The following is a 25,797-nucleotide window of genomic DNA, read 5'->3' on the forward strand; positions in this document are numbered from 1 at the left end:
TCCCGGCGTGACGAGAATCTCCCCGGGCACGGGCGTCTGGACTGGCCAGCAGCCCTCGTATGGGGCACGATCCCCCATGGCCGCGTACCTACGCTGCCGTAACTTCCGGCCGGGAGCACCTCCCCAGGCAGAAAGCGGGGTCTCCGCACCATGGCTGAGCTCGTCTACCCCCCCGTGATCGGCGCCGCACACACGCTGTTCCGTGCGCTCGACATCCGGATCGACATGAAGGGCACCGAGAACATCCCGCGCAAGGGCGGGGCGGTCCTGGTGTCGAACCACATCGGATACCTCGACTTCATCTTCGCGGGCCTGACCGCGCGGCCGCAGAAGCGGCTCGTGCGCTTCATGGCGAAGGAATCGGTCTTCCGGCACCGGGTGTCGGGTCCGCTGATGCGCGCGATGAAGCACATCCCGGTGGACCGCGCGCAGGGTGAGACCGCTTACCAGCACGCCCTGGACTCGCTGCGCTCCGGCGAGATCATCGGGGTCTTCCCCGAGGCGACGATCTCCCAGTCGTTCACCCTGAAGAGCTTCAAGTCGGGTGCGGCGCGGATGGCGCAGGAGGCCGGGGTCCCGCTGATCCCGGTGGCCCTGTGGGGCACCCAGCGCCTGTGGACCAAGGGACGTCCGAAGAACCTCAAGCGCAGCCACATCCCGGTGACGATGCGCGTGGGCGAGCCGATCGAGGCGCCCGCCGACCAGTACGCCGGCGCGATCACCCGCAGGCTGCGCGAGCGGGTGCAGGAGCTGCTCGAGTCGGCGCAGCGCGCCTATCCGGCCAAGCCGAAGGACGCCGCCGACTCCTGGTGGCTCCCGGCGCACCTGGGCGGCACCGCCCCGACCGCCGCCGAGGTCAAGGACCGGGGCTGACCCCGCCGGCACCGTGAGCGACGGCCTCCAGGACGACCGCCCGGCCGGTCCCGGAGGCCGTCGGCGTGCGCTCGCACCAGGCCGGTGAGCTTCCGCTCCGCGCGGGCCGGCGATGCGTCAGGGCGGCGGCCGGGGCCGCGGTCAGTTCTCGCCCTCGCCCTCGCGCTTGCGCCGGCGGTGCGCCGCGACCCTCTCGCGCGTCGCGCACGCGGTGGAGCAGTACCGGCGGGCACTGCCCGGCCCGGTGGCCAGGAAGAACCGCCCGCAGCCCGTGGCGGCGCAGGCCCCCCAGGCGATCCGCCCGTACTCGGTGAGCAGCTGGGCCAGGGCGAGGGCGCCGGAGGCCAGGAACCAGTCGCCCCAGCCGGCCTCCGCGCCCCGGTCCACGTGCAGGTGCCAGGGGTGGCCGTCGTGCCGGGTCAGCCGGGGCCGGGTGGCACACTCCGCGAGCAGCGCGTTGAGCGCCCCAGCGGCCCGGTCCTCGTCGCTCTCGGCGAGCACCTTCCCCATCCGCCGTGCCGCGGCCCGCAGTTCCGCCGCGCCCGCCTCGGGAAAGGCCTCCTCGGTGAGGTCGGCCGGACGTTCCCCGTGCCCGGCGAGCAACTCCGCGAGGGCGGCGCGCGGCAGGTCGGGAGCGGTGCGGACCGCCTCGGCGAGGTCGATCGTCCGCCGGGACGCCGAGAAACCCCCTCCGGATTCCACCATGCCTGGATCCTTTCCCCGTACACTCGCATGACGTAACGTCTTGTCCACCTATCACGTTACACAACGCACGTGGGGGGCCGGAATGGGCGGGTTCGGGCGCTACCTGGCGGCGGCGCTGGCCGCGCGGTTCGCCAACGAGGGCATGGGCATGGCCGTGGTTCTGCTCGCCCTGGAGCGCACGGGGAGTGCGGCGCACGGGGCGTTCGTCCTCACGGCCTGGCTGGTCCCGAACGTGCTGGCGGCCCCGCTCGCGGGCGCCGCCGCGGCTCGGACCCGTCGGCCCCGGCTGTTCCACGTGGGCGCGCTGGCCGGGTTCACGGCCGCCGTGGCGGCGCTGTCGGTGCTGCTGGGTCGGGCCCCGCAGGCGCTGGTGTTCGCGGTGGCGGTGCTCGGCGGGACCTGCGGGCCGATGGTGACGGGCGGCCTGTCGAGCCTGGTCACCGGGCTGGTCCCGGCGGGGCCCCGGCGGGACCGGGCGTACGGCTGGGACGCCTCCACCTACAACGCCGCCGCGGTCACCGCCCCGGCGGCGGTGAGCCTCGTCGCGGCGGCGGTCTCGGCCGGGCCGGCGATGGCGGTGCTGGCGGCGGCCGCGGCGGCCGCGGCCGCGCTGGCCGCGACCCTCCCGTACGAGGAGCGGCGGGCGGGGGGCGCCGCGCCGCTCGGTCCGCCGGCCGGAGCGGCCGCGGGGCTCGCGGCGCTGTGGCGGGTGCGGGAGCTGCGCGCGGTCACCGCGGCCACGACCCTGGCGTTCGTCGGCATGGGTTCGCTCACCACCACCTCGGTGCTGCTGGCGACCGGGCTCGGCGCCCCGGGAGCCGGGGGCGCGCTGATGACGGCTTTCGCGGTGGGCGCGCTGACGGGCTCGCTCACACTGGGCCGAATGACGTCGGTGGCGCCCGGCCGGCTGGCGCGCCGCTCGATGGCCGCTACGGGTGTGGCCCTGACGGCGGCCGCGTTCACCCCTTCCGTCCCGCTCACGGCGGCCCTGTTCGCGCTGGCCGGGGTGTGCGACGGGCCGCTGCTCACGGCGACGCTGCGGATCCGCGCGGAGTACGCCCCGGACGGGATGCGGACGCAGGTGTTCACGCTGGGCGCGGGGCTGAAGATGACGGCCGCGTCGGCCGGGGCGGCCCTGGTGGGGCTCGCGGCCGACGCGCCCGCGGGGCTGCTGCTCACCGGGATCGCCGGACTGCAGTTCGCGGGTGCGCTGGTGCACGTACTGACCCAGGGGCGGGGGCCCTCGCCCGCCGGGGTGGTCACAGAGCCGTCGGCAGGTTTCGCCACAACTCCGGCCGGTCGGCGGAGCGCTGGAGCGCCTTGAGGGTGGCCGGGTGCGGGGCGGCGTACAGCTCGGGGTAGTCGATCTCGCCGAGCTCCGGGCGTACGGGGAAGGCCAGTCGCTCGGTGTCCAGGTCGAACTGCGCGTCCACACCGGGCTTGTTGCCCCGCGGGTCGACCCGGGACCAGCTCTCACCCCCGGGCAGCCGGAGGGCGACCAGGCCGTGGATCACGGCGTTCGTGCCCCGGGGCAAGCCCCGGCTCCCCCGGGGCAAGCCCCGGCTCCCCCGGAGCAGCCGTCGCCGCACGAATGATCGTCGGCGAGGAGCTGGTAGCAGAGGCCCGCCGGGATGCCCTGGGCGCGCAGCAGGGCGACGAGGGCGTGGGATTTGGCGTAGCAGATGCCGTTGCGGGTGGCGATGACGTCGGAGGCGCGCCAGGAGACCCGCGGGTCCCCGGAATCGGCCGAGTGCGGGATGGTGTCGCGGACGAACTCGAAGGCCGTTTTGGCGTATGAATATGCATCGCCGGTGGCGGACCAGAGGGCGTCGGCGGTTTCCTGCACCAGGGGGTGCCAGTGGTCGATCGCCTCATTCGATGCGAGATAAGCGTGGATATCTGGATTCTGTTGGATCAGCTGCATGCGCCGGAGCATAGACAGACCCCCGGCCGAAGATCAATAGATTTTCAGCCGGGGGTATATCTATGCAACGTTGGCTACAGCCTGGCTCAGCGGGCCATCTCTTCCTTCAGAGCCTGGAGGAAGGCGTCGACGTCCTCTTCCTGGGTGTCGTAGCTGCACATCCAGCGGACGTCACCGGCGCTCTCGTCCCAGAAGTAGAAGCGGAAACGCTTCTGCAGTCGCCGGGACACCTCGTGCGGCAGCCGTGCGAACACTCCGTTCGCCTGCACCGGGTAGAGGATCTCCACGCCGTCGGTCTCGCGGACGCCCGCCGCCAGCCGCTGGGCCATGGCGTTGGCGTGCCGGGCGTTGCGCAGCCACAGGTCCTTCGCGAGCAGGGCCTCCAGCTGTACCGAGACGAACCGCATCTTGGACGCGAGCTGCATCGACATCTTGCGGATGTGCTTCATCTGCCGGACCGCGTCCGGGTTCAGCACCACCACGGCCTCGCCGAACATCATGCCGTTCTTCGTGCCGCCGTACGAGAGCACGTCGACGCCGGCCGCGTTGGTGAAGGCGCGCATCGGCACGTCGAGCGAGGCCGCCGCGTTGGCTATCCGGGCACCGTCGAGGTGCACCTTCATGCCCTTGGCGTGCGCGTGCTCGCAGATCGCCCGGATCTCGTCGACCGTGTAAACCGTGCCCAGCTCGGTGTTCTGGGTGATCGACACGACCTGCGGCATGGCGCGGTGCTCGTCCTCCCAGCCCCAGGCCTGCCGGTCGATGAGCTCGGGGGTGAGCTTGCCGTCCGGGGTCGGGACGGTGAGCAGCTTGATGCCCGCCATCCGCTCGGGCGCGCCGCCCTCGTCGACGTTGATGTGTGCCGTCTCGGCGCAGATCACGGCGCCCCAGCGGTCCGTCATCGCCTGGAGGGCGGTGACGTTCGCGCCGGTGCCGTTGAAGACCGGGAAGGCTTCCGCGTAGGGGCCGAAGTGGCTGCGGAAGACCTTCTGCAGGTGCTCGGTGTACTCGTCGTCGCCGTAGGAGACCTGGTGGCCGCCGTTGGCGAGCGCGACGGCGGCCAGGACCTCCGGATGCACCCCCGCGTAGTTGTCGCTGGCGAATCCGCGTACCGCGGGGTCGTGGTGGCGGCGGGCGTCGGTCTTCCCTGTATCGGTTCTCACGGTTGCGGAGTGAGCCACAGACGCTGTCCGTTCACATCGATGGCGGACCGCTCCCAGACGCCGGCGATGGCCTCGGCCAGCTCCTTCACGTCGGTGAAGCCCGCGAACTTCGCATTGGGACGCTCGGCGCGCATCGCGTCGTGCACCAGTGCCTTGATCACCAGGATCGCAGCTGCGGCGCCCGGGCCCTCGTCCCCGCCGATCTTGCGGAAGGAGTCGGCCATGGCGAGCGTCCACGCCTCGGCCGCCGCCTTGCCCGCGTTGTAGGCGGCGTTGTTGGCGACCGGCTTGTGCGCGCCGGACTGGCTGACCAGGACGAAGCGGCCGCGGTCGCTGCGCAGCAGCCCGTCGTGGAAGGCGAGCGAGGTGTGCTGGACGGTGCGGATGAGGAGCTTCTCCAGGAAGTCCCAGTCCGCCAGGTCGACGTCGGTGAACGTCTTGCTGCCGCGCCAGCCGCCGACGAGGTGGACCAGGCCGTCGATCCGGCCGAACTCCTTCTCCGTCTGCTCGGCCCAGGCCTTGGTGGCCTCCAGGTCGAGCAGGTCCACGGTGTCACCGGTGATGGTGGCGCCACCGTGGGCGTAGCGCGCCGCGTCCACGGCCTCCGCCAGCCGTGCCGGATCGGCGTCGGAGGCGACGACGACCGCCCCCGCCTCGGCGAGGCGCAGCAGGGTGGCGCGGCCGGCGGGGCCGCCGGCCCCGGCCACCGCTACCACCGCACCGTGCAGCTTTCCGTTGTTGCCGTTCCCGGAGCCGTTCATCTGTGCAGCCTCCTGTGGGCGAGCGTTCACGCGGCGACTCGCTCGGCCTGATCGGCGTTGAGGGCGGTGATGCCCTTGGTGGAGGCGATCGTTCCCTTGAGCTTCTTGGCGAGCGCCTCAAAGAACATGCTCAGGGGAAACTCGTCCGGAAGCACGTCGTCCACGAGCTTGCGCGGCGGCTGCGTCAGGTCGAGGGCGTCGGGGCCCTTGGCCCACTTGGAGCCCGGGTGGGGGGCGAGGTAGGTCGAGACCAGCTCGTAGGCCTTGAACCAGTGCACGAGCTTCGGACGGTCGATGCCCGCCCGGTAGAGCTCCTCGATCTCGGCGCACAGCTGGTTGGTGACCTGCGGGGCGCGCATCCAGTCGATCTTCAGCTTGTTGTCCGTCCAGCGCACGACGTCGTGCTTGTGGAGGTACGCGAAGAGCAGCTGGCCGCCGAGACCGTCGTAGTTGCGGTTGCGGTCACCGGAGACGGGGAAGCGGAACATCCGGTCGAAGAGGACGGCGTACTGCACGTCACGGCCGTGCTCGTTGCCCTCGGACTCCAGCTTCACGGCCTCCTTGAAGGCGGTGAGGTCGCAGCGCAGCTCCTCCAGGCCGTACATCCAGAACGGCTGGCGCTGCTTGATCATGAAGGGGTCGAACGGCAGGTCGCCGTGGCTGTGGGTGCGGTCGTGGACCATGTCCCACAGGACGAACGCCTTCTCGCAGCGCTCCTGGTCGGTGACCATCGCGGCGATGTCGGCGGGCAGCTCGACGCCGAGGATGTCGACGGCGGCCGTGGTGACCTTGCGGAAGCGTGCGGCCTCACGGTCGCAGAAGATGCCGCCCCAGGTGAAGCGCTCGGGGGCCTCGCGCACGGCGATGGTCTCCGGGAAGAGCACGGCCGAGTGGGTGTCGTAGCCCGCGGTGAAGTCCTCGAAGGTGATGCCGAGGAAGAGCGGGTTGTCGTACCGGGTGCGCTCCAGCTCGGAGAGCCACTCGGGCCACACCATCTTGAGCGCGACGGCCTCCAGGTTGCGGTCCGGGTTGCCGTTCTGCGTGTACATGGGGAAGACCACGAGGTGCTGGAGCCCGTCGGCGCGCTCGGCGGCCGGGTGGAAGGCCAGCAGCGAGTCGAGGAAGTCGGGCACCTGGAAGCCGCCCGCGGCCCACTTGCGCAGGTCGCCGACGAGGGCCTCGTGGTACGCCGTGGCGTGCGGGAGCAGCGGGGAGAGCTCCTCGACGGCGCGGATGACCCGGCCGACGGCGGCTTCGGCCGTGTGCTGGGCGGGTGCGCCCTCGGCCTCGAAGTCGATCGACCCGTCCTTGGACTGCCAGGGGCGGATCTCCTCCACGGCGGCCTTGAGCTCGGGCCACGCAGGGTGGTCGACCACCCGCGCCCCGGCGGTTATTGCGGCCCCGCCGATGCCCGGCACAAGAGTTTCCGTCATGTCACTTCCTCCACGGGAGAACCTCACGTCAAGGCAGCGTATGCATATGAGGCTCTCCCGTTCAAGAGGTGAAGCGGGAAATTATCCTGCGTCACCCCCCGATTCACCGGAAGTCTTCCCGTTCGAAAGGGTGGAACGGATGGCTCCGCCCTCGGCGGCGGCGGCGGCGGTGGCGGTGGCGGTGGCGGTGGCGGTGGCCGAGCGGGCAGCGGCGGCGGGCTCGCGCGTCACGCTTCCCGGAAGTGCGGAATGACCTTCTCGCCCCACTGCCGCAGAGTCTCCAGGCAGGCCTCCTGGCCGACCGTGCCCATCTGGATCAGGCACATGATCTCGTCCGCCCCCGCCGCCCTGAGCCGCTCCACGTACGCGATGGCGTCGTCCGCGGTCCCGTAGGCGTGGTCCGCGTTGAAGGTGGCCGTGGAGGTGGGCCGCACCGGGATGTCCAGCTCGTGCAGCCGGGCCACCACCTGCTCGGCGGCCCGGCGCATCTCCGCCGCCTCGTCGGTGCCCGCCACCACCGCCTCGTCCGGGATGCCGGCCCCGCCGTACCAGTGGCCGATGGACTGCGCGAAGAACCGCTGCCCCCGGATGCCGATCCGCCGCGCCTCCTCCCGGTCGTCGAGCACGAGGGTGGGGCAGAGCACCGAGAAGTGGTCGTTGACGACCGTCGAGACGAACCGGCTGCCGTCCCGCCCGGCGATCGCCGCGTCGTAGACGCTCCGCATCCCCGCGATCGACTCGGGACCGGCGAAGCCCATCACCAGGGCCCCGATCCCCAGCTCGGCGGCCTGCACGAGGGTCTCGCCCCGGCTGCACGCGAGGAACAGCGGCGGGTGCGGCGTCTGCTTCGGCCTCGGCAGGATCGGGTGCGGGCCGATGTCGATCAGCTCCCCGTGGTACTCCAGCTCCTCCTCCTGCCAGGCCTTGCCGATGATCCTCAGGGCTTCCTCGACCTCCGCCGCGGTCCGGTCCCGGTCCACCCCGCACAGCGAGGTCTCCTGCTCGGTGCCCCCGCGCCCCGCGCCGAGGTCGAGCCGCCCGCCCGAGAGGAGGTCGAGCATGGCGGCCCGCTCGGCGACCCGCGCCGGGTGGTTGAAGTTGAAGGGCATGCACACGACGCCGTGCCCGATGCGTATGGTGTTCGTCCTGGCCGCGACCCAGGTCAGGAAGATCTCGGGAGCACTCATGTGCGCGTACCACTTGAGCGAGTGGTGCTCCACGGCCCAGATCCGGTCGAACCCCATGCGCTCGGCGAGCACGGCCTGCTCGACGCAGTCGTGGATGACCTGGTGCTCCCGTTCCACGGTCGGGTCGGCCAGCTGAGCCTCGAAGATGACGGAGAATTTCACGGTGCCTCCAGGGTTGCGTCCGGTGCCCGGCCTCACTTCAATTCGAAATATGACTAGTCGTCAGGAGCCGAAGAGGCAAGAGCTGCCGCCGACCGCGTGCGCCATGCTCGGCCTCCTCTCCTTCCCCGGGGAGCGGACCGGCTACGAGCTGAAGAAGTGGGCGGATTCCTCCCTGCGCTTCTTCTACTGGTCGCCGGCGATCAGCCAGATCTACGCGGAGCTGCGCCGCCTGGAGGAGCTGGGGTACGCGTCCTCCGCGCGCTCGGGGCCCGAGGAGGCACGGGCGAAGCGGCGTTACGCCATCACCGACGCGGGCCGCGAGGCGCTCGCCGGCTGGGCCGCCGACACGGCCGAGGCCGGCCCGCCGGTGCTCAAGCACGGGCTGCTGCTGCGGATCTGGCTCGGCCACCTCGCCGAGCCGGAGCGGCTGCGCGCCATGGTCCTCGAACACGTGGAGCGCACCCGGGGCGAACTGGCCGCCGTACGGGAGGCCATGGAGCACGCGGCCGACGTGGCGGAATGGGCGTTCCCCGCCCTCGCGCTGCGCTGGAGCGAGCGCCAGCACCTCGCGGAACTGGACCTGGCCGAGGCCCTGCTCGACGATCTGGCGGAGCTCGACGCGGCCGGCCCGGCGGGCCGTCAAGCCGACGGGGACGCGCCCACGCCCGGGTGACGCGATCACGCCGCCGCCGGCCGCGCAGGACCGTACGACCCGTGGGGGAAGCGGGCGGAGCGCCTCATTCAGGGCGCTGCACGGGCGGTCCCTTCGCACCGCGGGCGCACTAGCATGCGTCCTCATCGCGCGGGGCCGGTCGGGACACCGCGACCGCGCGCGGAGCCGCCGTCGACGGAAGCGAGAGAACCTTGACTTTCCTCACCATCGGTCACCGCGGGGTCATGGGTGTCGAACCGGAGAACACCCTGCGGTCCTACCTGCGCGCGGAACGTTCGGGCATGGACGTCATCGCCCTCGACCTGCGACTGAGCAAGGACGGCGCCCTCGTCGCCCTGCACGACCCCGAGGTGGACCGGACCACCGACGGTTCGGGCGCCGTCGCCGATCTGACCCTGGCCGAACTGCGCGGGCTCGACGCCGGGCAGGGCGAGCGCGTGCCGCTCTTCGAGGAGGTCCTGGACGCGGTCCGGGCGCCGCTCCAGGCGTCCGTGCGGGACCACGGGGCGGTCGGGGCGCTCGCGGAGCTGGTGCTGCGCCGCGATCTGGCCGCGCGGGTGGACGTGGCCTCGCCCGACGCCGCGGTGCTCGCCGAAGCGGGCCGGCTGGTGCCGGGGGTCCGGACCACCCTGCTGGCGCACTCCCCCGCCCCCGACCTCGTCGCCCGGGCACTGGAGGCCCGTGCCGGCACGGTCTCGCTGGACATCCGCCTCCTGAGCCTGGAGACCGTCGAGGCGGCGCACGCGGCCGGCCTGCGCGTCGTCGGCGGGCAGGTCAACACCCTGGACCTGCTGCGGCTCGCCCGGGCGCTCGGGCTGGACGGCGCGGTCACCGACTACCCGGAGATCCGCAGCACGGGCCGCTTCACCGCCTGACGGGCGTCGAGGCGCCCTGACGAGGCGTCCTGGCGAGGCGTCCTGGCGAGGCGTCCTACAGCGGCTTGACCAGCAGCTCGAAGGTCAGGTCGTCGCGGAGCGGGACGCCGAAGCGCTCGTCACCGTAGGGGAAGGGGCTCAGTTCGCCGGTGCGCCGGTAGCCGCGGCGCACGTAGTAGGCGATGAGCTCCTCCCGGAGGCTCACCACCGTCATCCGCATCTCGCGGACGCCCCAGGTCTCGCGGACCCGGCGTTCGGCCTCGGCCAGGATCTCCTTGCCGAGGCCGCCGCCCTGGAGGCCGGGGCGGACGGCGAACATGCCGAAGTAGGCGTGGTCGCCCCGGTGTTCGAGGTGGCAGCAGGCCACCAGCTCGTCCGCGCGCTCGACCACGAGCAGGGTGCCCTCGGGGGCGTTGACGATCTGGCGGACCCCGTCCTCGTCCGTGCGCTGGCCCTCCAGGTAGTCGGCCTCGGTGGTCCACCCGCCGCGGCTGGTCTCGCCCCGGTACGCCGATTCGACGAGCGCGACCAGCTCGGCCACGTCCCCCTCCCCTGCGTCACGGAAGCTGAGGGGGGCGGGCTGGGCGGTCGACATCGGGCGCTCCGTTCTGTACTACGTCCTGTACGACGTCCTGTGCGGTGGCACGCGCCGGCATATGACGTGCCGGCCGGTGCACCGAGAGCCTATCCCGGGACCGCGTGAGGACGCCGTCAGGCGGGAATCCCTTCCCCTGACCGTCTCTTCGGTGACGCCGGAGAGCGCCGACGTACCGGGGGTTGTGCCGTGCACGGTTCCGCCATGTCCCTCCCCGCCTCCGTCTCCGCCTGGCTGCTGGTGCTGCTGTGCGCGGTGAGCGGCGCGTACTGCCTGGGGCGGGTGCGGAGAGCGGGAGGCGCCGCGGCCGGGGAGGCGGTGATGGGCTTCGGCATGGCGCTGATGGCGGTTCCGCTCTGGCGGCACGGCGACGGATGGCAGGCCCCGGCCCTGTGGCTGGTCTCCTGCGCGACGGCCCTGCACGCCGTGTGGCTGCTGCGCCAGGGGGCGCACCACGCCCACCACCTGGTGGGTTCGCTGACGATGGTCTACATGACCGCGGCCGCCGGGTACGGATCCGCATCGGGCCACGGCGGCGGGCTCCCGCTGCTGACCGGGGTGCTGCTCCTCTACTACGCGGGCTACGTGGTCCTCGGCGGGGCGCGGCTGATCACGGCGGGGGCCGCGGCGGCCGTCCCCGTCCGGCGCCCGGCCGGTCCGGGAACCCCCGGGGCGGCGGGCCCGGCGGCCTCCGCAGAGCTGACCCGTGCCTGCCGACTGGCCATGGGGATCGGGATGTTGGCCATGCTGCTGGCCGGGTGAGGGAGCGGGACCACGTGTCCTGCGTCACCAATCTCCCGAGCCCGTACCCGCAGGTAGCCGCGGCTCATAGGGTGAAGACCATGATGGTCCCCGCCGCACTGCTGCTGCTCGGCGCCCTGACCGCGGTGTTCGCTCCCCGCCTGCTGGCCCGGGCCCGATGGCCCGAACGAGAACCGGTCGTCGCCCTGTGGGTGTGGCAGTGCGTGGTCGGCGCGGTGCTCCTGTGCTTCGGGCTGTCGATGCTGCTGAGCGCGGCGGCCGCCTGGCAGGCGGTCCGCGCGTGGCTCTTCTCCTCCGCCCCGCACGGGGTGGCCGACGCCTACGCCCTCGGCTCCTCCGGCGGTCCCTGGGCGGCCGGTACGGCGCTCGCGTTGGCGGGCGGCGCCCTGTGGACGGGGGCGATGCTGACCCGGGAGGTGCTGCGGGCGCGGGCCCGGCGGCGCGCGCAGGGGAGCGAGCTGCGGGTACGGGCCCCGCTGCTGCCCGGTGAGGACCCGGTGGGCGCGCGGCTCGTCGTACTGGAGGGGCCGCGGCCGGACGCGTGGTGGCTGCCGGGGACGGCGCCGCGGCTGGTGGTGACGACGGCGGCGCTCGGACGGTTGAAGGGCAGCCAGCTGGACGCCGTACTGGCGCACGAGCAGAGCCACACGGCGGCCCGGCACGACTGGCTGCTGCACTGCTCGCGGGCGTTGGCCGGGGGGTTCCCGCAGGTGCCGGTCTTCGCGGCGTTCGAGGCGGAGATGCACCTGCTCGTCGAGCTGGCCGCCGACGACGCGGCCTCGCGGCGGTACGGGCGGCTCACGGTGGCGCTGGCGCTGGTCGGACTGAACGAGGACCGGGGGGCGTTCGGACCGGGCGCCACGCCCGACGCGCACGTCCAGCAGCGGGTGCGGCGGCTGCTGGCGGCCGAACCCCGCCTGCCGGCGAGCCGCAGGCTCCGGCTGACGGCGCTGGCGACGCTGCTGCCGGCGGTGCCGGTGCTCGTCGCCTTCGTACCGGGGCTGAGCGCCCTGGCCTGAGGCGCTGAGGGTTCCGGGCACGCACGGGTGCGAGGATCGCCCGCATGCGGAACGATCACTTGCGGTGGGTGGGCATCGGCTGCGCGCTGTTCGCGGCCGTACTGACGGTGCTGGTGGTGACCGAGTGGCCGCCGCTGCTGGCCCTCGACGGACGGGTGGCCCTGGATCTGCACGTGCATGCCGTCACCCACCCCGGTGTCACCCGGCTGATGCGCGTGCTGACCGACTGGGTGTGGGATCCCTGGACCATGCGCGCGCTGGCCGCCCTCGCGTGCGCGTGGCTGTGGCTGCGCGGCGACCGGGAGCGTGCGTGGCGGGTGGGCCTGGCGACCCTGGCGGCCGGGGTGGTGAACCAGGGACTGAAGGCGCTGGTGGGCCGGGAGCGGCCGGGGTGGACGGACCCGGTGCACTCGTCGCACTACGCCTCCTACCCGTCCGGCCACGCCATGACGGCCGCGGTGGTGTGCGGGCTGCTGCTGTGGCTGCTGCCCAGGAGCGCGGACCGGCCGAGGCGGGCGGCGGCCTGGGCCGCGGCCGCGTGGGCGCTGGCCGTGGTCTCGGTGGCCGGGGTCGGGTTCACCCGGCTCTACCTGGGGGTGCACTGGCTGTCCGACGTGATCGGAGGCTGGCTTCTGGGTGTGCTCCTGGTGGCCCTCGCGGCCTGCCTGCCCGCCCCCCGGCGGAGGTCCGGCCCGGCCCGGCGGTGAAGGTCCCGGCGGTGAAGGTCCCGGCGGTGAGGGTGGGAGGTGTGCCTGCCCTGGGCGATCCCCCGTGTCACCCAGAGCAGGCCGACCCGTGCGCTGAGTATATTGGCTCCCAGCCAGTCAACGCAGGAGTAAGCATGTCCCCGCGCAGCCCATCGGTCAATGAAGAATTGCGCAGACGTTCCCGGCAGCGGCTGCTGCAGGCGACGGTCGAGCTCGTGGCCGAACGCGGGTACGAGGCCACGACGCTCGGCGACATCGCCGACCGGGCGGGGGCCGCGCGCGGCCTGGTCTCGTACTACTTCCCGGGCAAGCGGCAGCTGCTGCAGTCCGCCGTGCACCGGCTGATGCACCTGACCCTGCAGGCCGCGCTGGAGCGGGAGCCGCGCAGCGAGGACGGGCGTGAGCGGCTCGCGCGGGCGATCGACGCGGTCCTCGGGCTGGCCCGGGACCAGCCGCTGCTGATGCGCACCCATATGGCGGGCATCCTCACGGCCGAGGGGTTCGTGCAGTGCCCGGAGCAGCAGAGGCTGGCGGAGCTGCTGCGGGACACGGTCGTACGGTACGGCTCGCGGGACGCGGACACGGACTACCCGCTGCTGCGGGCCCTGCTCATGGGCGCGGTGGTGGCGGTGCTGCTGCCGGGGGCGCCCATGCCGCTGACGAGGCTGCGGGCGGAGCTGTTCCAGCGGTACGGGCTGGACTGGAACCTCGGTGTCCCGCCGGACGGCGGGCCGCCCGGCGGAACGGTGCGCTAGGTGGTGCCGGTCAGCGGTAGTCGGGCTGGCTCTGCACGTTGAGCCGGTCCAGCCGGACCCACTTGGCGCTCTCGGTGCGCCAGTCGTCGAGCCTCAGCACGTCCAGGCCCTTGGCTATGTCGTTCGAGTAGATGTGCCCGTTGTAGTAGTACGCGGACCACGAGCCGCCGGCGCCGATCCTGTCGGTCGTCAGGGGGCCGCGCTCGAAGTACGCGATCTCCTTGGGCTGTGCGGAGTCGGTGAACTCCCACACCGAGACGCCGCCCTGGTACCAGGCCTGGACCATGATGTCGCGGCCGCCGCCGACGGGGACCAGCGAGCCGTTGTGGGCCACGCAGTTCTCGGTGTCGGCCTGGTGGCGCGGGATCTTGTAGTAGCTGCGGAAGACGAGTCGGCGCTGGTCCCCCGTGCCGGTGATGTCGTAGACACCGTCGGCGCCCCGGTTCGGGCCGGTGGCCTCGTTGCAGGTCGCGGCGCCACCGCCGCCGAGCTCGTCGGTGAACACCACCTTGTCCGCCCGCTCGTTGAAGGTCGCCGAGTGCCAGAACGAGAAGTTGACGTTGTCCTGCACCCGGTCGATGACCCGCGGCTGCTCGGGCTTGCTGATGTCGAAGAGGATGCCGTCGCCCATGCAGGCTCCGGCGGCCAGGTTCTTCGACGGCAGCACGGTGATGTCGTGGCAGCCGGTGGTCTTGGAGACGCCCGGGTTGGTGGGCGCGCCCGGATTGCCGCCGTCCGGGAAGAGGACCGGGAAGGCGACGACCGCGGCCTGCGTCGGCGCCTTCTTCGGCACCTTCACGACCGAGATCCCGTCGTGCGGCGGCCGGCAGTCGGGGAAGGCCTCGTTCGGGGAGTACGAGGAGACGTAGAGGTAGATGTCGCGGCCGCCCGGCACCAGGGTGTGGGTGTGGGAACCGCAGGCCGTCTCCACGGACTTGATGTACTTGGGGTTCTTCTTGTCCTTGATGTCGAAGATCTTGATGCCCTCCCACGAGGACTTCTCCGTGGCCGGCTGCGAGACGCTGTTGCAGGAGTCGTCGCTGCGCGAGGAGTCGGTGGAGAGGAAGAGCAGGTCGCCGCTGACGGAGATGTCGTTCTGACCGCCGGGGCAGAGGACCTGGGTGACGGTCCTGGGTGCCTTCGGGTCGGCGATGTCGTAGATCGTGAAACCGTTGTAGTTGCCCGCGTAGGCGTACCTGCCCTGGAAGGCGATGTCCGAGTTGATCACCGCGGGGTCGGCCGAGGGGATGTTGGCCAGGGGTTTGACGTTGGCGCTGTGCACGATCTCGTCCTGCCCCGGGATCTCGCCCGGGGCGAGCTCCCGGCCGGCCGCGAGGCCCGCGCCGCTCAGCCGGCTGCCCTGGCCGGGCGACAAGTCACCCGGATCGGGGGTGGCGGCCGCCGGTCCGGCCGCGAGGAGCGCGGTGAACAGCCCGGCCGCCGCGACGGCCGCTCCCACCCTTCCCTTTCGCACTCTCCTGTGGTGTAGCGAGGTCACTGTGCCCTCCCTTGGAGGTCCGGTCGATTCCGTTCGGGGTGGGAACGGAACCAGGACCCCGGCAGTATGGTCCTCTTCATGGACATGGCAAAAGCCCCTCGTGGCCTCATGGCCTTATCGGTACGGCTCCGCCGCTGCGCCGGCGCGGCCGCGGTCGCCGGACTCCTGATCGCCCTCACCGGCTGCGAGTCCGGAGGCGGTACGGATCACGCGCGGGACGGGCGGCCGGTGGTGATCGCCCCCGGCAGACCGGGCGAGGCGGCCCGCACGCTCACACCGGAGCAGGCCGCGAAGGAAAAGCCCGACGACAGTCCGAACGCCGCCGACCACTCCTACGTGCGGAACATGATCGAGCACCACAGGCAGGCCCTGACGATGAGCGCGCTGGCCCCGCAGCGGGCCTCGGCGGACGGGGTCAGGCGGCTGGCGGAGCGGATCACGGCCGCACAGCGGCCCGAGATCGCGGCGATGGAGAAGTGGACGGCCCTGCACCCGGCGCCGCCCGCGGCCTCCGGCGGGCACGTCCACGACCACTCCGCGATGCCGGGCATGGCCACCGAGCGGCAGCTGGAGGAACTGGCCGCGGCCTCGGGCGCCGACTTCGACCGGCTCTTCCTGAAACTGATGACCGCCCACCACGAGGGCGCGCTGAAGATGGCGGGCGAGGCGCTGGCCGACGGCAACAACGTGGCGGTCGAGGAGATGGCCACCGAGGTGGTGGCCGTCCAGACGGCCGAGATCAGCCGGATGCGCGCGATGGGCTGACGGCCGCAGGGGGCGGTGTCATGCTGGGACCACCTGCGGGAGGAGCTCCGCCGTGCTTCGAGTCGCCGTCGTCGGATCGGGTCCCAGTGGGGTCTACGCGGCCCAGACACTGGTCCAGCAGCGCGAGGTGCCCGGGGTGCTCGTCGACGTCCTGGACCGGCTGCCGGCGCCGTACGGGCTCGTCCGGTACGGGGTCGCGCCCGACCACGAGAAGATCAAGTCCCTGCAGGGCAGCCTGCGGACCGTGCTGGAGGACGAGCGGATCCGCTTCCTCGGCAACGTCGAGGTGGGCGGTCCCGCGCTGCCCACCGAGCGGCTGCTGGAGCTGTACCACGCGGTGGTCTACTGCGTGGGCGCCGCCCGGGACCGGCTGCTCGGGATCCCGGGCGAGGAGCTGGCCGGGGTGCACTCCGCGACCTCGTTCGTCTCCTGGTACAGCGGGCACCCGGACGCGGTCGGCGAGAGCTTCGGCCTGTCCGGGGTGGACTCGGCGGTGGTGGTCGGCGCGGGCAACGTCGCGGTGGACGTGACCCGGATCCTGGCCCGCGGCCCCGCGGAACTGGAGCCGACGGACATGCCGCAGCCGGCCCTGGGCGCGCTCACGCGCAGCGGGGTGCGCCGGGTGGCGATGGTGGCCCGGCGGGGGCCCTCTCAGGGGAAGTTCACCACCAAGGAGCTGCGGGAGCTGGGCACACTGCCCGGGGTGGACACGGTGGTCGACCCGGCCGAACTGGCCATCGACCCGGTGTACGAGGACCCGGCTGCCGCAGCCGCCCTGCCGGCGGTGGCCCGGCGGAACCTGGAGACGCTGCGCGGCTGGGCCGGGGCAGGCCCGGGCGGGACGGGCGGGTTGGATGCGACGGACGGGACGGGGCGGCGGATCGCCCTGCGGTTCTACCTGCGCCCGGCGGAGATCCTGGGCGGGCCCGACGGCCGGGTCACCGCGATGCGCTTCGAGCGGACCGCCCCGGACGGGCGAGGCGGGGTGACCGGGACGGGCGTCTTCGAGGACATCGAGGCGCAGCTGGTGCTGCGCTCGGTGGGGTACCAGGGCGTGCCGCTGGACGGGCTGCCCTTCGATCCGGCGAAGGGAACGGTCCCGCACGCGGCGGGGCGGGTGCTGCGGGCGGGCCGGGCCTCGGTCGGCGAGTACGTGGCGGGCTGGATCAAGCGGGGCCCGACGGGCGTGATCGGCACCAATCGCCCCTGCGCGAAGGAGACCGCGTCCTCGCTGCTCCAGGACGCGGGCGCGCTGGCCCGGCGGGAGCTCGCGGGGGACCCTCTGGACGCGCTCCGGGCGGCGGGGCTGCACCCGGTGGAATGGCCCGGCTGGCTGGCCATCGAGGCGGCCGAGAGGGAGCTGGGCCGCTCCTTCGGCCGGGGGCCGGTGAAGATCCCGGACTGGGCGGGCCTGTTGGGGGCGGCGGGCCTGGCATAGCGTGGTCCGGACGGCACGCCGGATCAAGGGAGTTGTGCGGGTGGGACGCGGGATCGCTCTGACACTGACGGCGCTGGCGTGCGCCGCCGCGCTGACGGCGTGCACGGACGCGCCGTCGCCCACCGGATTCCCGGCCGGCCCCACGGCGACGGGTACGGCGGCTCCGCCGGAGGCCGCGGCGCTGGCCGGGCGATACCGGCGGGCCGGCGGGGACGCCGACGTGTACGGCATCGAGCCGCGCTTCAAGCGGGAGGGCTATCCGCCGTACATCGTCGTGCACACCGCCAACGCGGACTCGGACGACGCCCTCTTCAAGAGGCAGGCGGCCTCGATCGCCTCGTTCCTGACCGGCGAGGAGGGCCTCTCCCTCGGCGGCGGCTACACGATGGACGTGTACGGCCCCGACGGCAGTCTGCTCCACCGCTGGGACACGACCATTTAGTGCTGTGGCCGGACAGGTCTGCCGGGTCGCGGTGTCCGGTGCGGTGCACCGCAAGGCGGAGGACCGCGGCTCGTACTGGACGTACTCGCGCGGACCGACAACGCCGCGAGGTGCCGTGCCGGGCGCCGTCACCCGTTGAACCTTGCCGGTCACCGCACTAGCCGAGCCGCCCCGCTTCGGCAGTCGCCGCCGTCAGGACGGCGTCGAGCAGGCCGGGGAAGAGGGTCTCCAGCTCGCCGCGGCGCAGCGTGTTGAGCTTCGTGGTCCCGCGGTAGGTCTGGCGGACGACACCGCTCTCGCGCAGCACGCGGAAGTGGTGCGTGGTCGTCGACTTGGTGACCGGCAGGTCGAAGTACGAGCAGGCCAGCTCCGCCGCCGAGGCGTCGAGATCACGGACGATGGACAGCCGGACCGGGTCGGAGAGCGCGTGCAGCACGCCCTCCAGGCGGATCTCCGCCGCCTCGGGGTGGTCGAGGGTGCGGGCCGCGTCCCGTTCCGTCATGTCCTTGGCTCCGCTCACTCGGTTCGCTCTGCACCCCACGGTACGAGAACCATCGTACGACCGGCGTTCACCAGGAGCGGTGGTACTGGTCGGGGGTGCGCGCCTCCCCGCCCAGCTCGGCGGCCGCGCGGCGGGCCCAGTACGGGTCGCGGAGCAGCTCCCGGCCCAGCAGGATCGCGTCGGCCTCGCCGTTGGCGAGGATCTTCTCCGCGTGCTCCGGTTCGGTGATCAGGCCGACGGCGGCCACCGGAAGGGAGGTCTCCGCCTTCACCCGGGCCGCGAAGGGCACCTGGTAGCCCGGACCGAGGGGGATCGTCACGCCGGGGGCGAGGCCGCCGGTGGAGACGTCGAGGAGGTCCACCCCGTGTTCCTGGAGCAGGACGGCCAGCCGGACCGTCTCGTCGGACGTCCAGCCGTTCTCCTCCAGCCAGTCGGTGGCGGAGATCCGGAAGAACAGCGGGAGTTCCTCGGGCCACACGGCCCGCACGGCGTCGACGACCTCGAGGGCGAGGCGGGTGCGGTTCTCGAAGGAGCCGCCGTAGGCGTCGGTGCGACGGTTGCTGTGCGGGGAGAGGAACTCGCCGATGAGGTAGCCGTGTGCCCCGTGGATCTCCAGGACCTCGTAACCCGCGTCCAGCGCGCGCCCGGCGGCGGCCGCGAACCGGCCGGTGACCTCGGCGATCTCATCGAGCGTCAGCTCGTGCGGCACCGGGTGGCCCTCGGCGAACGGCACCGCGCTCGGGGCGACCGGCTGCCAGCCGTGCGCCTCCGGTCCGACGGGGGCGCCGCCCTTCCAGGTGCGGTCGGTGGACGCCTTGCGGCCCGCGTGCGCGATCTGGATGCCGGGGACGGCGCCCTGGGCCTTGACGAAGGCGGTGATCCGGCGCAGCGCCTCGACCTGGGTGTCGTTCCAGATGCCGAGGTCGTAGGGGGTGATCCGGCCCTCCGGGGAGACTGCGGTGGCCTCCTGGATGATCAGGCCGGTGCCGCCGACGGCGCGGGCCGCGTAGTGGGCGAAGTGCCAGTCGTTGGCCACGCCCGCGTTCGGGCCGAAGGCCTCGGCGCTGTACTGGCACATGGGAGCCATCCACACGCGGTTGGGGATGGTGACCGAGCGGAGGGTGTGCGGTGCGAACAGGGCGGCGAAAGCGGCAGGGGCGGCGGAGGCAGCACTCATCAGGGATCTCCAGATGTCACCGGGCGCGCCGGGGATCGGCGGCTAAGTACGAGAGACACCGTACTACGAAATCCCTCGTACTACGAGACCTGTCGTACAAGCTCGTCCAGTTCCGCGCGCAGCGCCCCGGCAAGGGCCTCCAGGTCCGGGACGGCGGCCGCGTCGCCGACCAGGCCGTAGTGGACCGTGCCCTGGTAGGTGGAGACCGCGACGGCCAGGGACTGGCCGCGGGCCAGCGGGGCGAGCGGGTAGACCTCGCGGACCCGGCTCCCGCCGAGGGCGAACGTGAGCCCGGGCAGCGGGACGCTGGTGACCAGGATGTCGAAGAGCAGCCGGGCCGCCTGGGCGACGAGCGGGCCCCCGAGCCGGTGGCCCAGCGGGTGGACGTGGTCGGCCAGCAGGGCGACGGCCCCGGCGCCGCGCGCGGGCCCCGCGTCCTTGTTGCGGTCCATGCCGGCGCGTACGGAGTACAGCCGGCGCAGCGGGTCGGCCTCGGCGAGCGGGAGCCGCAGGAGGTAGCCGGAGAGCCGGTTCCCGCCGCCGCCGGGGCGGCCGCGCCGGGACACGGGGATCAGGGCGCGCGGGCCCGGCCCGGGCGGCAGCGGCTCGCCGCGCCCGGCCAGCCAGCGCCGGAGCGCGCCGGCGACCAGGGCGATCAGCACGTCGTTGACGGTGCCGCCGGCGCCCTTGCGGACCAGGTTGACCTCGTCCAGGTCGAGCGCGAGTCCCGCGACGGTACGGGTGCCCGCGCTCCCCGGACCGGCGACGAGAGCCGCGGGAACCCCGAGCGGCAGGCCGGAGCGGGCCACGGCGGCGCCGATCTCCAGGGCCTGGCCGACGTCCTGGACCCGGGCCGCCAGGGCGCCGGGGAGCCGGCGCAGGGCGGAGCCGGCCCGCTGCTCGGGCACCGGACGCGCGGGGGGCCGTACGGCCGGCTCCTGGTCGAACCCGTCGAAGAGGGAGGCCGCGAGGGCGAGGGCGCCCATCCCGTCGGCGAGTGCGTGGTGGAACTTGAAGAGCACCGCGAAGCGCTCCGGGCCGGGCCCGGCCAGTACGTGCGCCTCCCACGGCGGCAGGTCCCGGTCCAGCGGGCGCGCCATCAGCGGACCGGCCGCGGCGTGCGGGTGCGCGGCGTCCGTCCGTACGAGGAAGACGTGGCGGGCGGGGTCGAAACCGGGGTCCGGCGACCAGGCGGCCGCGCCGACCGGCAGCAGCACGTCGCGGATCCGGCGGCGCAGACCCGGCACGGCGGCGCACCGGGCGGCGAGCAGTTCGGCGGCCCGCTCGGCGGCCCGTCCCGTGGCGGCCCCCTCGCGGGACGCCTCGAACACGGCCAGGGCGCCGAGGTGCATGGGGTGGGCGGCGGATTCGATCCGCCAGAAGGCGAGGTCGAGCGGGGACAGGTGCTCGGTGGCCACGTAGGTCCTCTCGCGTGTGCCGGTGATGACGTGAAGTCAACCCATTCCAAACAGCTACATGCAAGCGGCAATGATTTCCTGTCGGTAAACGATCAGTATCGATCAGCTAATCCGGACCCCCGTGAGCGCACCGGGCCGCTGTCAGTGGGCGGGTGCAGACTGGCCGGAAAGAACCGGGAAGACCGGGAAGAAGAGCTCCGAGTCCGGAGGTGCCGGCCATGGCCGAGGTACTGCTGCTCGTGGGAACCCGCAAGGGACTGTTCATCGGCCGTCGGCGGGGTGACGGTCCGTGGGAGTTCGGCGGACCCCATTTCAACGCCGAGGCCGTCTACGCCGTGGCGGTGGACCGGCGGGGCCCGGCACCCCGGCTGCTCGTCGGCGCGGACAGCTCCCACTGGGGGCCGTCGGTCTTCACCTCCGACGACCTCGGCGCGACCTGGCGGGAACCCGCGTCGCCCGCCGTGAAGTTCCCCAAGGACACCGGCGCCTCGCTGGAGCGGGTCTGGCAGCTGCAGCCGGCCGGCCCCGAGGCCCCGGACGTGGTGTACGCGGGGACGGAGCCCGCCGCCCTGTTCCGCTCCACCGACCGGGGTGAATCCTTCGAGCTGGTCCGTCCCCTGTGGGAACACCCGAGCCGCGCGAAATGGGTGCCGGGCGGGGGCGGCGAGGGCCTGCACACGGTGATCACCGACCCGCGCGACGCGGACTCGGTGACCGTGGCCGTGTCCACCGCCGGGGTGTTCCGCACCGAGGACGGCGGGGCCAGCTGGTCCCCGTCCAACGCGGGGGTCTCGGCGGTGTTCCTGCCGGACCAGCACCCCGAGTTCGGCCAGTGCGTGCACAAGATCGCCCGGGACGCCGGGGACACGGACCGCCTGTACCTGCAGAACCACTGGGGCGTCTACCGGAGCGACGACGCGGGAGCCCGGTGGACGGACATCGGCGGCGGGCTGCCCTCGGACTTCGGCTTCGCGGTGGCCGCCCACCCGCACCGGGCGGACACCGCGTACGTCTTCCCGCTGAACGCGGACTCCGACCGCGTCCCCGCCGAGCACCGCTGCCGGGTCTTCCGGACCCGGGACGCGGGGGCCACGTGGGAACCGCTCTCCAAGGGGCTGCCGACCGGGGACCACTACGGGACGGTGCTGCGCGACGCCCTGTGCACGGACGACGCGGACCCGGCGGGGGTCTACTTCGGTAACCGCAACGGCGAGCTGTACGCCAGTCATGACGACGGCGAGAGCTGGCAGTTGCTGACCGAGCACCTGCCGGACGTCCTGTGCGTACGGGCGGCCGTGGTGGGGGGATAGGCCGTGCCGGGGGGCGGTCCGGAGCCCGGACCGCCCGTCAGCACCTCAGCACCTCAGCCGGTCAGCGCCTCAGCAGGTCAGCCGGTCAGCCGTCCCGCCTGCCGTACCGCCTGCGACAGCTGCCGTACGGCGGGGTCCTCGGTGCGGCCGGCCAGCCGGTCCGCGTGCTCCGCGAGGCCGGCCAGCGGGACGGCGCCCGGCACCCGCTCCCAGCCTCCGGCCCGTTCGCGCAGCGCCGAGGCGAAGTACGCGGCCACCGCGCTGACCTGCAGGCGCGGCGGCGCCTCGGTCCACAGGTCCCCCGCCAGCGCGGCCGCCTCCACCCGTCCCGACTCCTCGTGCGGAGCCCGGGTGTTCGGGTCCAGCCAGCGCACCGTCGCCGTCGCCACGTGCCCGCCGGCGCCGGAGCGCAGCCGCACCGCGTACAGGGCGGTGACGGTGTGGCCGGAGCCCACCTCTCCCCCGTCCACGGTGTCGTCGCGGAACGCGTCGTCCGCGACCCTGCGGTTGTCGTAGCCGATCAGGCGGAACCGCTCGACGGTCGCCGGGTCGAAGGAGACCTGCGCCTTGGCGTCGCGGGCCCGCAGCTGCACTTGTGCGGGCAGGTCCTCGCAGAACACCTTGCCCGCGCCCTCGGGGTCGGAGACGTAGGTGGTGTGGCCGTCCCCCTTGTCGGCGAGCCGTTCCATGAAGGCGTCGTTGTACTCGCTGCCCACCCCCACCCCGAAGAGGGTGATCCCGTGCTCCGTCCGTGCCGAGGCGACCCGCCTCAGGATGGTGTCGGCGGAAGTGGATCCGGAGTTGGCGAGGGCGTCGGAGAGCAGGACGACTCGGTTGGTGGCGCCGGGCCGCAGCCCCTTCACCGCCTCGTCGTACCCGCGCGCGACGCCCGCCTCGACGTTGGTGGAATCGGCGGTGCGCAGTCCGTCGACCACCTCGTGGATCCGGTCGCGGTGGCCTTCGACGCGGGTCATGGGCAGCAGGGTCCGGGCGGTGCCGCTGAAGGTGACGACGGCGACCGAGTCGTCCTCGCGCAGCTGGTCGGTCATGAGGTTCATGGAGGTGCGGGCGAGGTCGAGGCGCCCGGGTTCGGCCATCGACCCGGACACGTCCACGACGAAGGTGAGGGCGGCGGGCGGCCGCCGTTCCGCGTCCGTGCCGCCTCCCGCGGCCCGGGTGGCGAGTCCCACCCGGACCAGGGACCAGCTCGGGTCGGTGGTCCGGGCCCCGTCGACGGTGACCGTGAAGCCGTCGCCGTCGGGCTGCCGGTAGTCCTGGCGGAAGCTGTTGACGAACTCCTCCGGGCGCACGCTCGCGGCGTCTGGCAGCCGGCCTTCGGCGAGGGTGCGGCGGGCGTAGCCGTAGCTGGCGGTGTCCACGTCGAGCGCGAAGGTCGAGAGGTAGTCCGCGGGCGGCTTCGTGGCGCTCCGCCCGTCGCTCTCACCCTCGGGGGCACCCCCGCCGGGGAAGGAGGCGGCGGGCCTGGGCCGGGAGTCGGCTCCGTGCGCGGCCCGGTCGCCGGTCCCGCCGCCGTACCCGCAACCGCCCAGCAGGACGCCGCCGGCGGCGAGCGCGGCGATCAGCCGGCCCCGGGGTCTTCTCCGGGCCGTGGAGGACGTTCGGGCCGTTCGGGACATGCGGGACGTTCGGGACGTGCGGTCATCCTGATGGGGCGTCATGCCATCTCCCTCGGAGCGTCGTCGGTGTTGAATCTGACGCTGCGGGCGGGGAGTTGGAGCATTCGGAGGGATTGCGAACGGGTATCGAAGCGACAACGGCATGCGGAATGTCAAGGTCGGATGTCGATCCCGACGCCGTCCGGTATCGACCGCCCTGCCCGGCCGGACAGGGCCTACGGCAGGCGCCAGTCGACCGGCTCGGCCCCCTGGCGGGCCAGGAGGTCGTTGGTCCGGCTGAACGGCCGCGATCCGAAGAAGCCGCGGTCCGCCGACATCGGCGACGGGTGGGCGGACTCGATCGCCGGGAATTCCTGGAGGAACGGCCGCAGGTTGCGGGCGTCGCGCCCCCACAGCACCGACACCAGCGGCTTGCCCCGGGCGGCGAGCGCGCGGATGGCCTGCTCGGTCACTTCCTCCCAGCCCTTGCCCCGGTGGGCCCCGGGGTTGCGGGGCGCGGTGGTCAGCGCCCTGTTGAGCAGCAGCACGCCCTGCCGGGTCCACGGCGTCAGGTCGCCGTTGGAGGGCCGGGGCAGACCGAGGTCGGTGTTCAGCTCCCGGAAGATGTTCTCCAGGCTCCCCGGCAGCCGGCGCACGTCGGGCGCGACGGCGAAGCTGTGGCCGATGGCCATACCGGGGGTCGGGTAGGGGTCCTGTCCCACGATCAGGACGCGCACCTCGTCGAAGGGCTGCTGGAAGGCGCGCAGGACGTTCGCCCCGGACGGGAGGTACGTGCGGCCCGCGGCGATCTCGGCGCGCAGGAAGTCGCCCATGGCTGCGATGCGGCCGGCCACGGGGCTCAGCGCCTCGGCCCAGCCGGGCTCGACGAGTTGGTTCAACGGGAGAGCTGCCACAAAGGATCACTCTACTGGCGCAAGGACCCCCTCTCCCAATCGGCCGACGGGTAAAGTACGATCGCTCGGTTTCGGGTCCCGACGGGCTGACCGTATGCGATATTCATCGGATAAATACGGACAGATGCCGCCCGAGAAGGCCCTCCCGAACACCTGGTTCCGATAAGCCAGTAGCATGCGGCGCCATGAGCTCCCCCACTGGGCCCGCGAATGGCCTGCCCGTACGAATGCCGCGACCCCGCCAGACCGGACGGCACCGCCGGCCCGAGCCCGCGGCGGCGCCAGAGGGCGCGCCCGCGCTGGTGCTCGCCGTGCCGGGTACGCCGTCGGCCGCCTCGCGGGGGCTGGCGGAAGAGATCATCAGCATCGGCCGCTCCGAGCTGCCGGGCCTGGAGGCCCGGATCGGTTTCCTGGACGGTGACGACGAGTCCGAGTTCCCCTCGCTGTCCGGCGTGCTGACGGCCGTCGCGACCGAGCGCGCCGAGCGTGCCGAGTTCGCCCGTGCCGCCGGCCACGAGGTGCCCGCGCCGACCGGCCCGGACGCCGTGGTCGTGCCCCTGCTGGCCGGTCCGGACGGCGGCCTGCTGCGCCGGATCCGCCAGGCGCTGATGGACTCCTCGGCCGCCGCCGAGCTGGCCGACGTACTCGGCCCGCACCCGCTGCTCGCCGAGGGCCTGCACGTGCGGCTCTCCGAGGCGGGGCTGGCCCGCGCCGACCGCGCGCGGCTCTTCACCGTGACCACCGCCGCCGACGGCATCGTGCTCGCCACCACCGGCGGCGAGGAGGCCGTCCAGGCCGCGGGCATCACCGGCATGCTGCTCGCCGCCCGCCTCGCGGTGCCCGTGAAGGCCGCCGCGCTCGACGAGGAGGGCTCGGTGGCCGCGGTCGCCGAGCAGCTGCGCCGCGAGGGTTCCACCCAGCTCGCGCTCGCCCCCTACCTGATCGGGCCGGAGGCCGCCGACGGGCTGCTGGACACCGCCTGCAAGGAGGCCGACTGCGCCGCGGCCGAGGTGCTCGGTGCCTACGGGGCGCTCGGCAAGCTGGCCGTCGCCCAGTACACCGCCGCCCTCGGGATCACCCTGGGCGCCCCCGCGAACTGACGACCCGCACCACGCGTGCGTGA

Annotated in this window: 25 protein-coding genes and 1 pseudogene; 13 read left to right on the forward strand and 13 right to left on the reverse strand. The window is 73.2% G+C overall.

Translation table 11 applies throughout. From position 1 onward, the window contains the following. Positions 1 to 150: 150 nt before the first annotated feature. Positions 151 to 873, forward strand: coding sequence for a lysophospholipid acyltransferase family protein (locus ACZ6Y1_RS05595; protein WP_469623326.1), 723 nt, complete (start codon positions 151 to 153; stop codon positions 871 to 873). 141 nt (positions 874 to 1,014) lie between these two features. Here ACZ6Y1_RS05595 and ACZ6Y1_RS05600 read toward each other — a convergent pair whose 3' ends face one another. Next, complete coding sequence (locus ACZ6Y1_RS05600) at positions 1,015 to 1,578, reverse strand: CGNR zinc finger domain-containing protein (protein WP_469623329.1); 564 nt, start codon at positions 1,576 to 1,578, stop codon at positions 1,015 to 1,017. 82 nt (positions 1,579 to 1,660) lie between these two features. Between ACZ6Y1_RS05600 and ACZ6Y1_RS05605 the strand changes: the two genes are divergently transcribed. Next, on the forward strand, positions 1,661 to 2,902 hold the full coding sequence (locus ACZ6Y1_RS05605) for an MFS transporter (RefSeq protein ID WP_469623332.1): 1,242 nt from the start codon (positions 1,661 to 1,663) through the stop codon (positions 2,900 to 2,902). Here ACZ6Y1_RS05605 and ACZ6Y1_RS05610 read toward each other — a convergent pair. The 5 genes and pseudogenes from ACZ6Y1_RS05610 to ACZ6Y1_RS05630 form a co-directional block, all read right to left on the reverse strand. Further along, a pseudogene (locus tag ACZ6Y1_RS05610) lies at positions 2,838 to 3,502 on the reverse strand (transglutaminase-like domain-containing protein). The gene ACZ6Y1_RS05605 and the pseudogene ACZ6Y1_RS05610 sit on opposite strands and share 65 nt — an antisense overlap. An 86-nt stretch (positions 3,503 to 3,588) precedes the next feature. Then, on the reverse strand, positions 3,589 to 4,683 hold the full coding sequence (locus tag ACZ6Y1_RS05615) for a threonine aldolase family protein (protein WP_469623334.1): 1,095 nt from the start codon (positions 4,681 to 4,683) through the stop codon (positions 3,589 to 3,591). Further along, positions 4,662 to 5,426 carry an SDR family NAD(P)-dependent oxidoreductase gene (locus ACZ6Y1_RS05620; RefSeq protein ID WP_469623337.1) on the reverse strand — a complete coding sequence of 255 codons (765 nt, stop codon included), beginning with the start codon at positions 5,424 to 5,426 and terminating at the stop codon, positions 4,662 to 4,664. Before ACZ6Y1_RS05620 ends, ACZ6Y1_RS05615 begins: the two co-directional genes overlap by 22 nt. A 26-nt stretch (positions 5,427 to 5,452) precedes the next feature. Next, complete coding sequence (locus ACZ6Y1_RS05625; protein ID WP_469623340.1) at positions 5,453 to 6,859, reverse strand: DUF6421 family protein; 1,407 nt, start codon at positions 6,857 to 6,859, stop codon at positions 5,453 to 5,455. Positions 6,860 to 7,086: 227 nt separating this feature from the next. Further along, positions 7,087 to 8,208, reverse strand: a complete 1,122-nt coding sequence (locus tag ACZ6Y1_RS05630) for an LLM class flavin-dependent oxidoreductase (RefSeq protein ID WP_469623343.1) — start codon at positions 8,206 to 8,208, stop codon at positions 7,087 to 7,089. A 49-nt stretch (positions 8,209 to 8,257) separates the two neighbouring features. Here ACZ6Y1_RS05630 and ACZ6Y1_RS05635 point away from each other — a divergent pair, with 49 nt between their 5' ends. Together ACZ6Y1_RS05635 and ACZ6Y1_RS05640 are read left to right on the forward strand one after the other, a co-directional pair. Next, positions 8,258 to 8,881 carry a PadR family transcriptional regulator gene (locus ACZ6Y1_RS05635; protein ID WP_469623346.1) on the forward strand — a complete coding sequence of 208 codons (624 nt, stop codon included), beginning with the start codon at positions 8,258 to 8,260 and terminating at the stop codon, positions 8,879 to 8,881. A 191-nt stretch (positions 8,882 to 9,072) separates the two neighbouring features. Further along, positions 9,073 to 9,756, forward strand: a complete 684-nt coding sequence (locus ACZ6Y1_RS05640) for a glycerophosphodiester phosphodiesterase (RefSeq protein WP_469623349.1) — start codon at positions 9,073 to 9,075, stop codon at positions 9,754 to 9,756. A gap of 55 nt (positions 9,757 to 9,811) precedes the next feature. Here the strand turns inward: ACZ6Y1_RS05640 and ACZ6Y1_RS05645 are convergent, their stop codons facing one another. Further along, the gene (locus ACZ6Y1_RS05645; RefSeq protein WP_469623352.1) at positions 9,812 to 10,351 is read right to left on the reverse strand and encodes a GNAT family N-acetyltransferase; all 540 of its coding nucleotides are present in this window, start codon (positions 10,349 to 10,351) and stop codon (positions 9,812 to 9,814) included. A 204-nt stretch (positions 10,352 to 10,555) separates the two neighbouring features. On the opposite strand from ACZ6Y1_RS05645, the gene ACZ6Y1_RS05650 reads away from it, so the two are divergent. The 4 genes from ACZ6Y1_RS05650 (at position 10,556) to ACZ6Y1_RS05665 (ending at position 13,594) form a co-directional block, all read left to right on the forward strand. Then, positions 10,556 to 11,113, forward strand: a complete 558-nt coding sequence (locus ACZ6Y1_RS05650; protein ID WP_469623355.1) for a DUF5134 domain-containing protein — start codon at positions 10,556 to 10,558, stop codon at positions 11,111 to 11,113. Between the two features lie 80 nt (positions 11,114 to 11,193). Continuing rightward, a complete protein-coding gene (locus tag ACZ6Y1_RS05655) occupies positions 11,194 to 12,132 on the forward strand; it encodes a M56 family metallopeptidase (protein WP_469623359.1) in 939 nt (312 codons plus the stop codon). A 44-nt stretch (positions 12,133 to 12,176) separates the two neighbouring features. Beyond that, the gene (locus ACZ6Y1_RS05660; protein ID WP_469623362.1) at positions 12,177 to 12,839 is read left to right on the forward strand and encodes a phosphatase PAP2 family protein; all 663 of its coding nucleotides are present in this window, start codon (positions 12,177 to 12,179) and stop codon (positions 12,837 to 12,839) included. Between the two features lie 134 nt (positions 12,840 to 12,973). Next, complete coding sequence (locus ACZ6Y1_RS05665; RefSeq protein ID WP_469623365.1) at positions 12,974 to 13,594, forward strand: TetR/AcrR family transcriptional regulator; 621 nt, start codon at positions 12,974 to 12,976, stop codon at positions 13,592 to 13,594. Positions 13,595 to 13,604: 10 nt separating this feature from the next. On the opposite strand, the gene ACZ6Y1_RS05670 is transcribed toward ACZ6Y1_RS05665, so the two are convergent. Continuing rightward, positions 13,605 to 15,092, reverse strand: a complete 1,488-nt coding sequence (locus ACZ6Y1_RS05670) for an LVIVD repeat-containing protein (protein ID WP_469623368.1) — start codon at positions 15,090 to 15,092, stop codon at positions 13,605 to 13,607. A gap of 78 nt (positions 15,093 to 15,170) precedes the next feature. On the opposite strand from ACZ6Y1_RS05670, the gene ACZ6Y1_RS05675 reads away from it, so the two are divergent. Genes ACZ6Y1_RS05675 through ACZ6Y1_RS05685 form a run of 3 tightly spaced genes read left to right on the forward strand, consistent with a single transcriptional unit; the run spans position 15,171 to position 17,737 of the window. Then, entirely contained in the window at positions 15,171 to 15,857 is a 687-nt protein-coding gene (locus tag ACZ6Y1_RS05675) for a DUF305 domain-containing protein (RefSeq protein ID WP_469623371.1), read from the forward strand. Positions 15,858 to 15,909: 52 nt separating this feature from the next. Next, complete coding sequence (locus tag ACZ6Y1_RS05680) at positions 15,910 to 17,295, forward strand: FAD-dependent oxidoreductase (protein WP_469623374.1); 1,386 nt, start codon at positions 15,910 to 15,912, stop codon at positions 17,293 to 17,295. Between the two features lie 40 nt (positions 17,296 to 17,335). Further along, positions 17,336 to 17,737: a hypothetical protein gene (locus tag ACZ6Y1_RS05685; protein WP_469623379.1), complete on the forward strand. Its 402-nt coding sequence runs from the start codon at positions 17,336 to 17,338 to the stop codon at positions 17,735 to 17,737. Between the two features lie 157 nt (positions 17,738 to 17,894). On the opposite strand, the gene ACZ6Y1_RS05690 is transcribed toward ACZ6Y1_RS05685, so the two are convergent. The 3 genes from ACZ6Y1_RS05690 to ACZ6Y1_RS05700 form a co-directional block, all read right to left on the reverse strand. Further along, the gene (locus ACZ6Y1_RS05690) at positions 17,895 to 18,239 is read right to left on the reverse strand and encodes an ArsR/SmtB family transcription factor (protein WP_469623382.1); all 345 of its coding nucleotides are present in this window, start codon (positions 18,237 to 18,239) and stop codon (positions 17,895 to 17,897) included. A gap of 67 nt (positions 18,240 to 18,306) precedes the next feature. Further along, the gene (locus ACZ6Y1_RS05695) at positions 18,307 to 19,416 is read right to left on the reverse strand and encodes an NADH:flavin oxidoreductase/NADH oxidase (protein ID WP_469623385.1); all 1,110 of its coding nucleotides are present in this window, start codon (positions 19,414 to 19,416) and stop codon (positions 18,307 to 18,309) included. An 80-nt stretch (positions 19,417 to 19,496) separates the two neighbouring features. Beyond that, on the reverse strand, positions 19,497 to 20,834 hold the full coding sequence (locus ACZ6Y1_RS05700) for a wax ester/triacylglycerol synthase family O-acyltransferase (RefSeq protein WP_469623388.1): 1,338 nt from the start codon (positions 20,832 to 20,834) through the stop codon (positions 19,497 to 19,499). A gap of 218 nt (positions 20,835 to 21,052) precedes the next feature. Here ACZ6Y1_RS05700 and ACZ6Y1_RS05705 point away from each other — a divergent pair, with 218 nt between their 5' ends. Beyond that, on the forward strand, positions 21,053 to 22,144 hold the full coding sequence (locus ACZ6Y1_RS05705) for a WD40/YVTN/BNR-like repeat-containing protein (protein ID WP_469623391.1): 1,092 nt from the start codon (positions 21,053 to 21,055) through the stop codon (positions 22,142 to 22,144). A 77-nt stretch (positions 22,145 to 22,221) separates the two neighbouring features. On the opposite strand, the gene ACZ6Y1_RS05710 is transcribed toward ACZ6Y1_RS05705, so the two are convergent. Together ACZ6Y1_RS05710 and ACZ6Y1_RS05715 are read right to left on the reverse strand one after the other, a co-directional pair. Next, entirely contained in the window at positions 22,222 to 23,781 is a 1,560-nt protein-coding gene (locus ACZ6Y1_RS05710; RefSeq protein ID WP_469623394.1) for a vWA domain-containing protein, read from the reverse strand. Positions 23,782 to 23,996: 215 nt separating this feature from the next. Then, positions 23,997 to 24,674, reverse strand: coding sequence for a uracil-DNA glycosylase (locus ACZ6Y1_RS05715; protein WP_469623398.1), 678 nt, complete (start codon positions 24,672 to 24,674; stop codon positions 23,997 to 23,999). A gap of 185 nt (positions 24,675 to 24,859) precedes the next feature. On the opposite strand from ACZ6Y1_RS05715, the gene ACZ6Y1_RS05720 reads away from it, so the two are divergent. Beyond that, a complete protein-coding gene (locus ACZ6Y1_RS05720) occupies positions 24,860 to 25,774 on the forward strand; it encodes a sirohydrochlorin chelatase (protein ID WP_469623401.1) in 915 nt (304 codons plus the stop codon). The last annotated feature ends 23 nt before the right edge of the window (positions 25,775 to 25,797 follow it).

It is taken from the genome of Streptomyces sp. NPDC053432 (assembly GCF_055585365.1).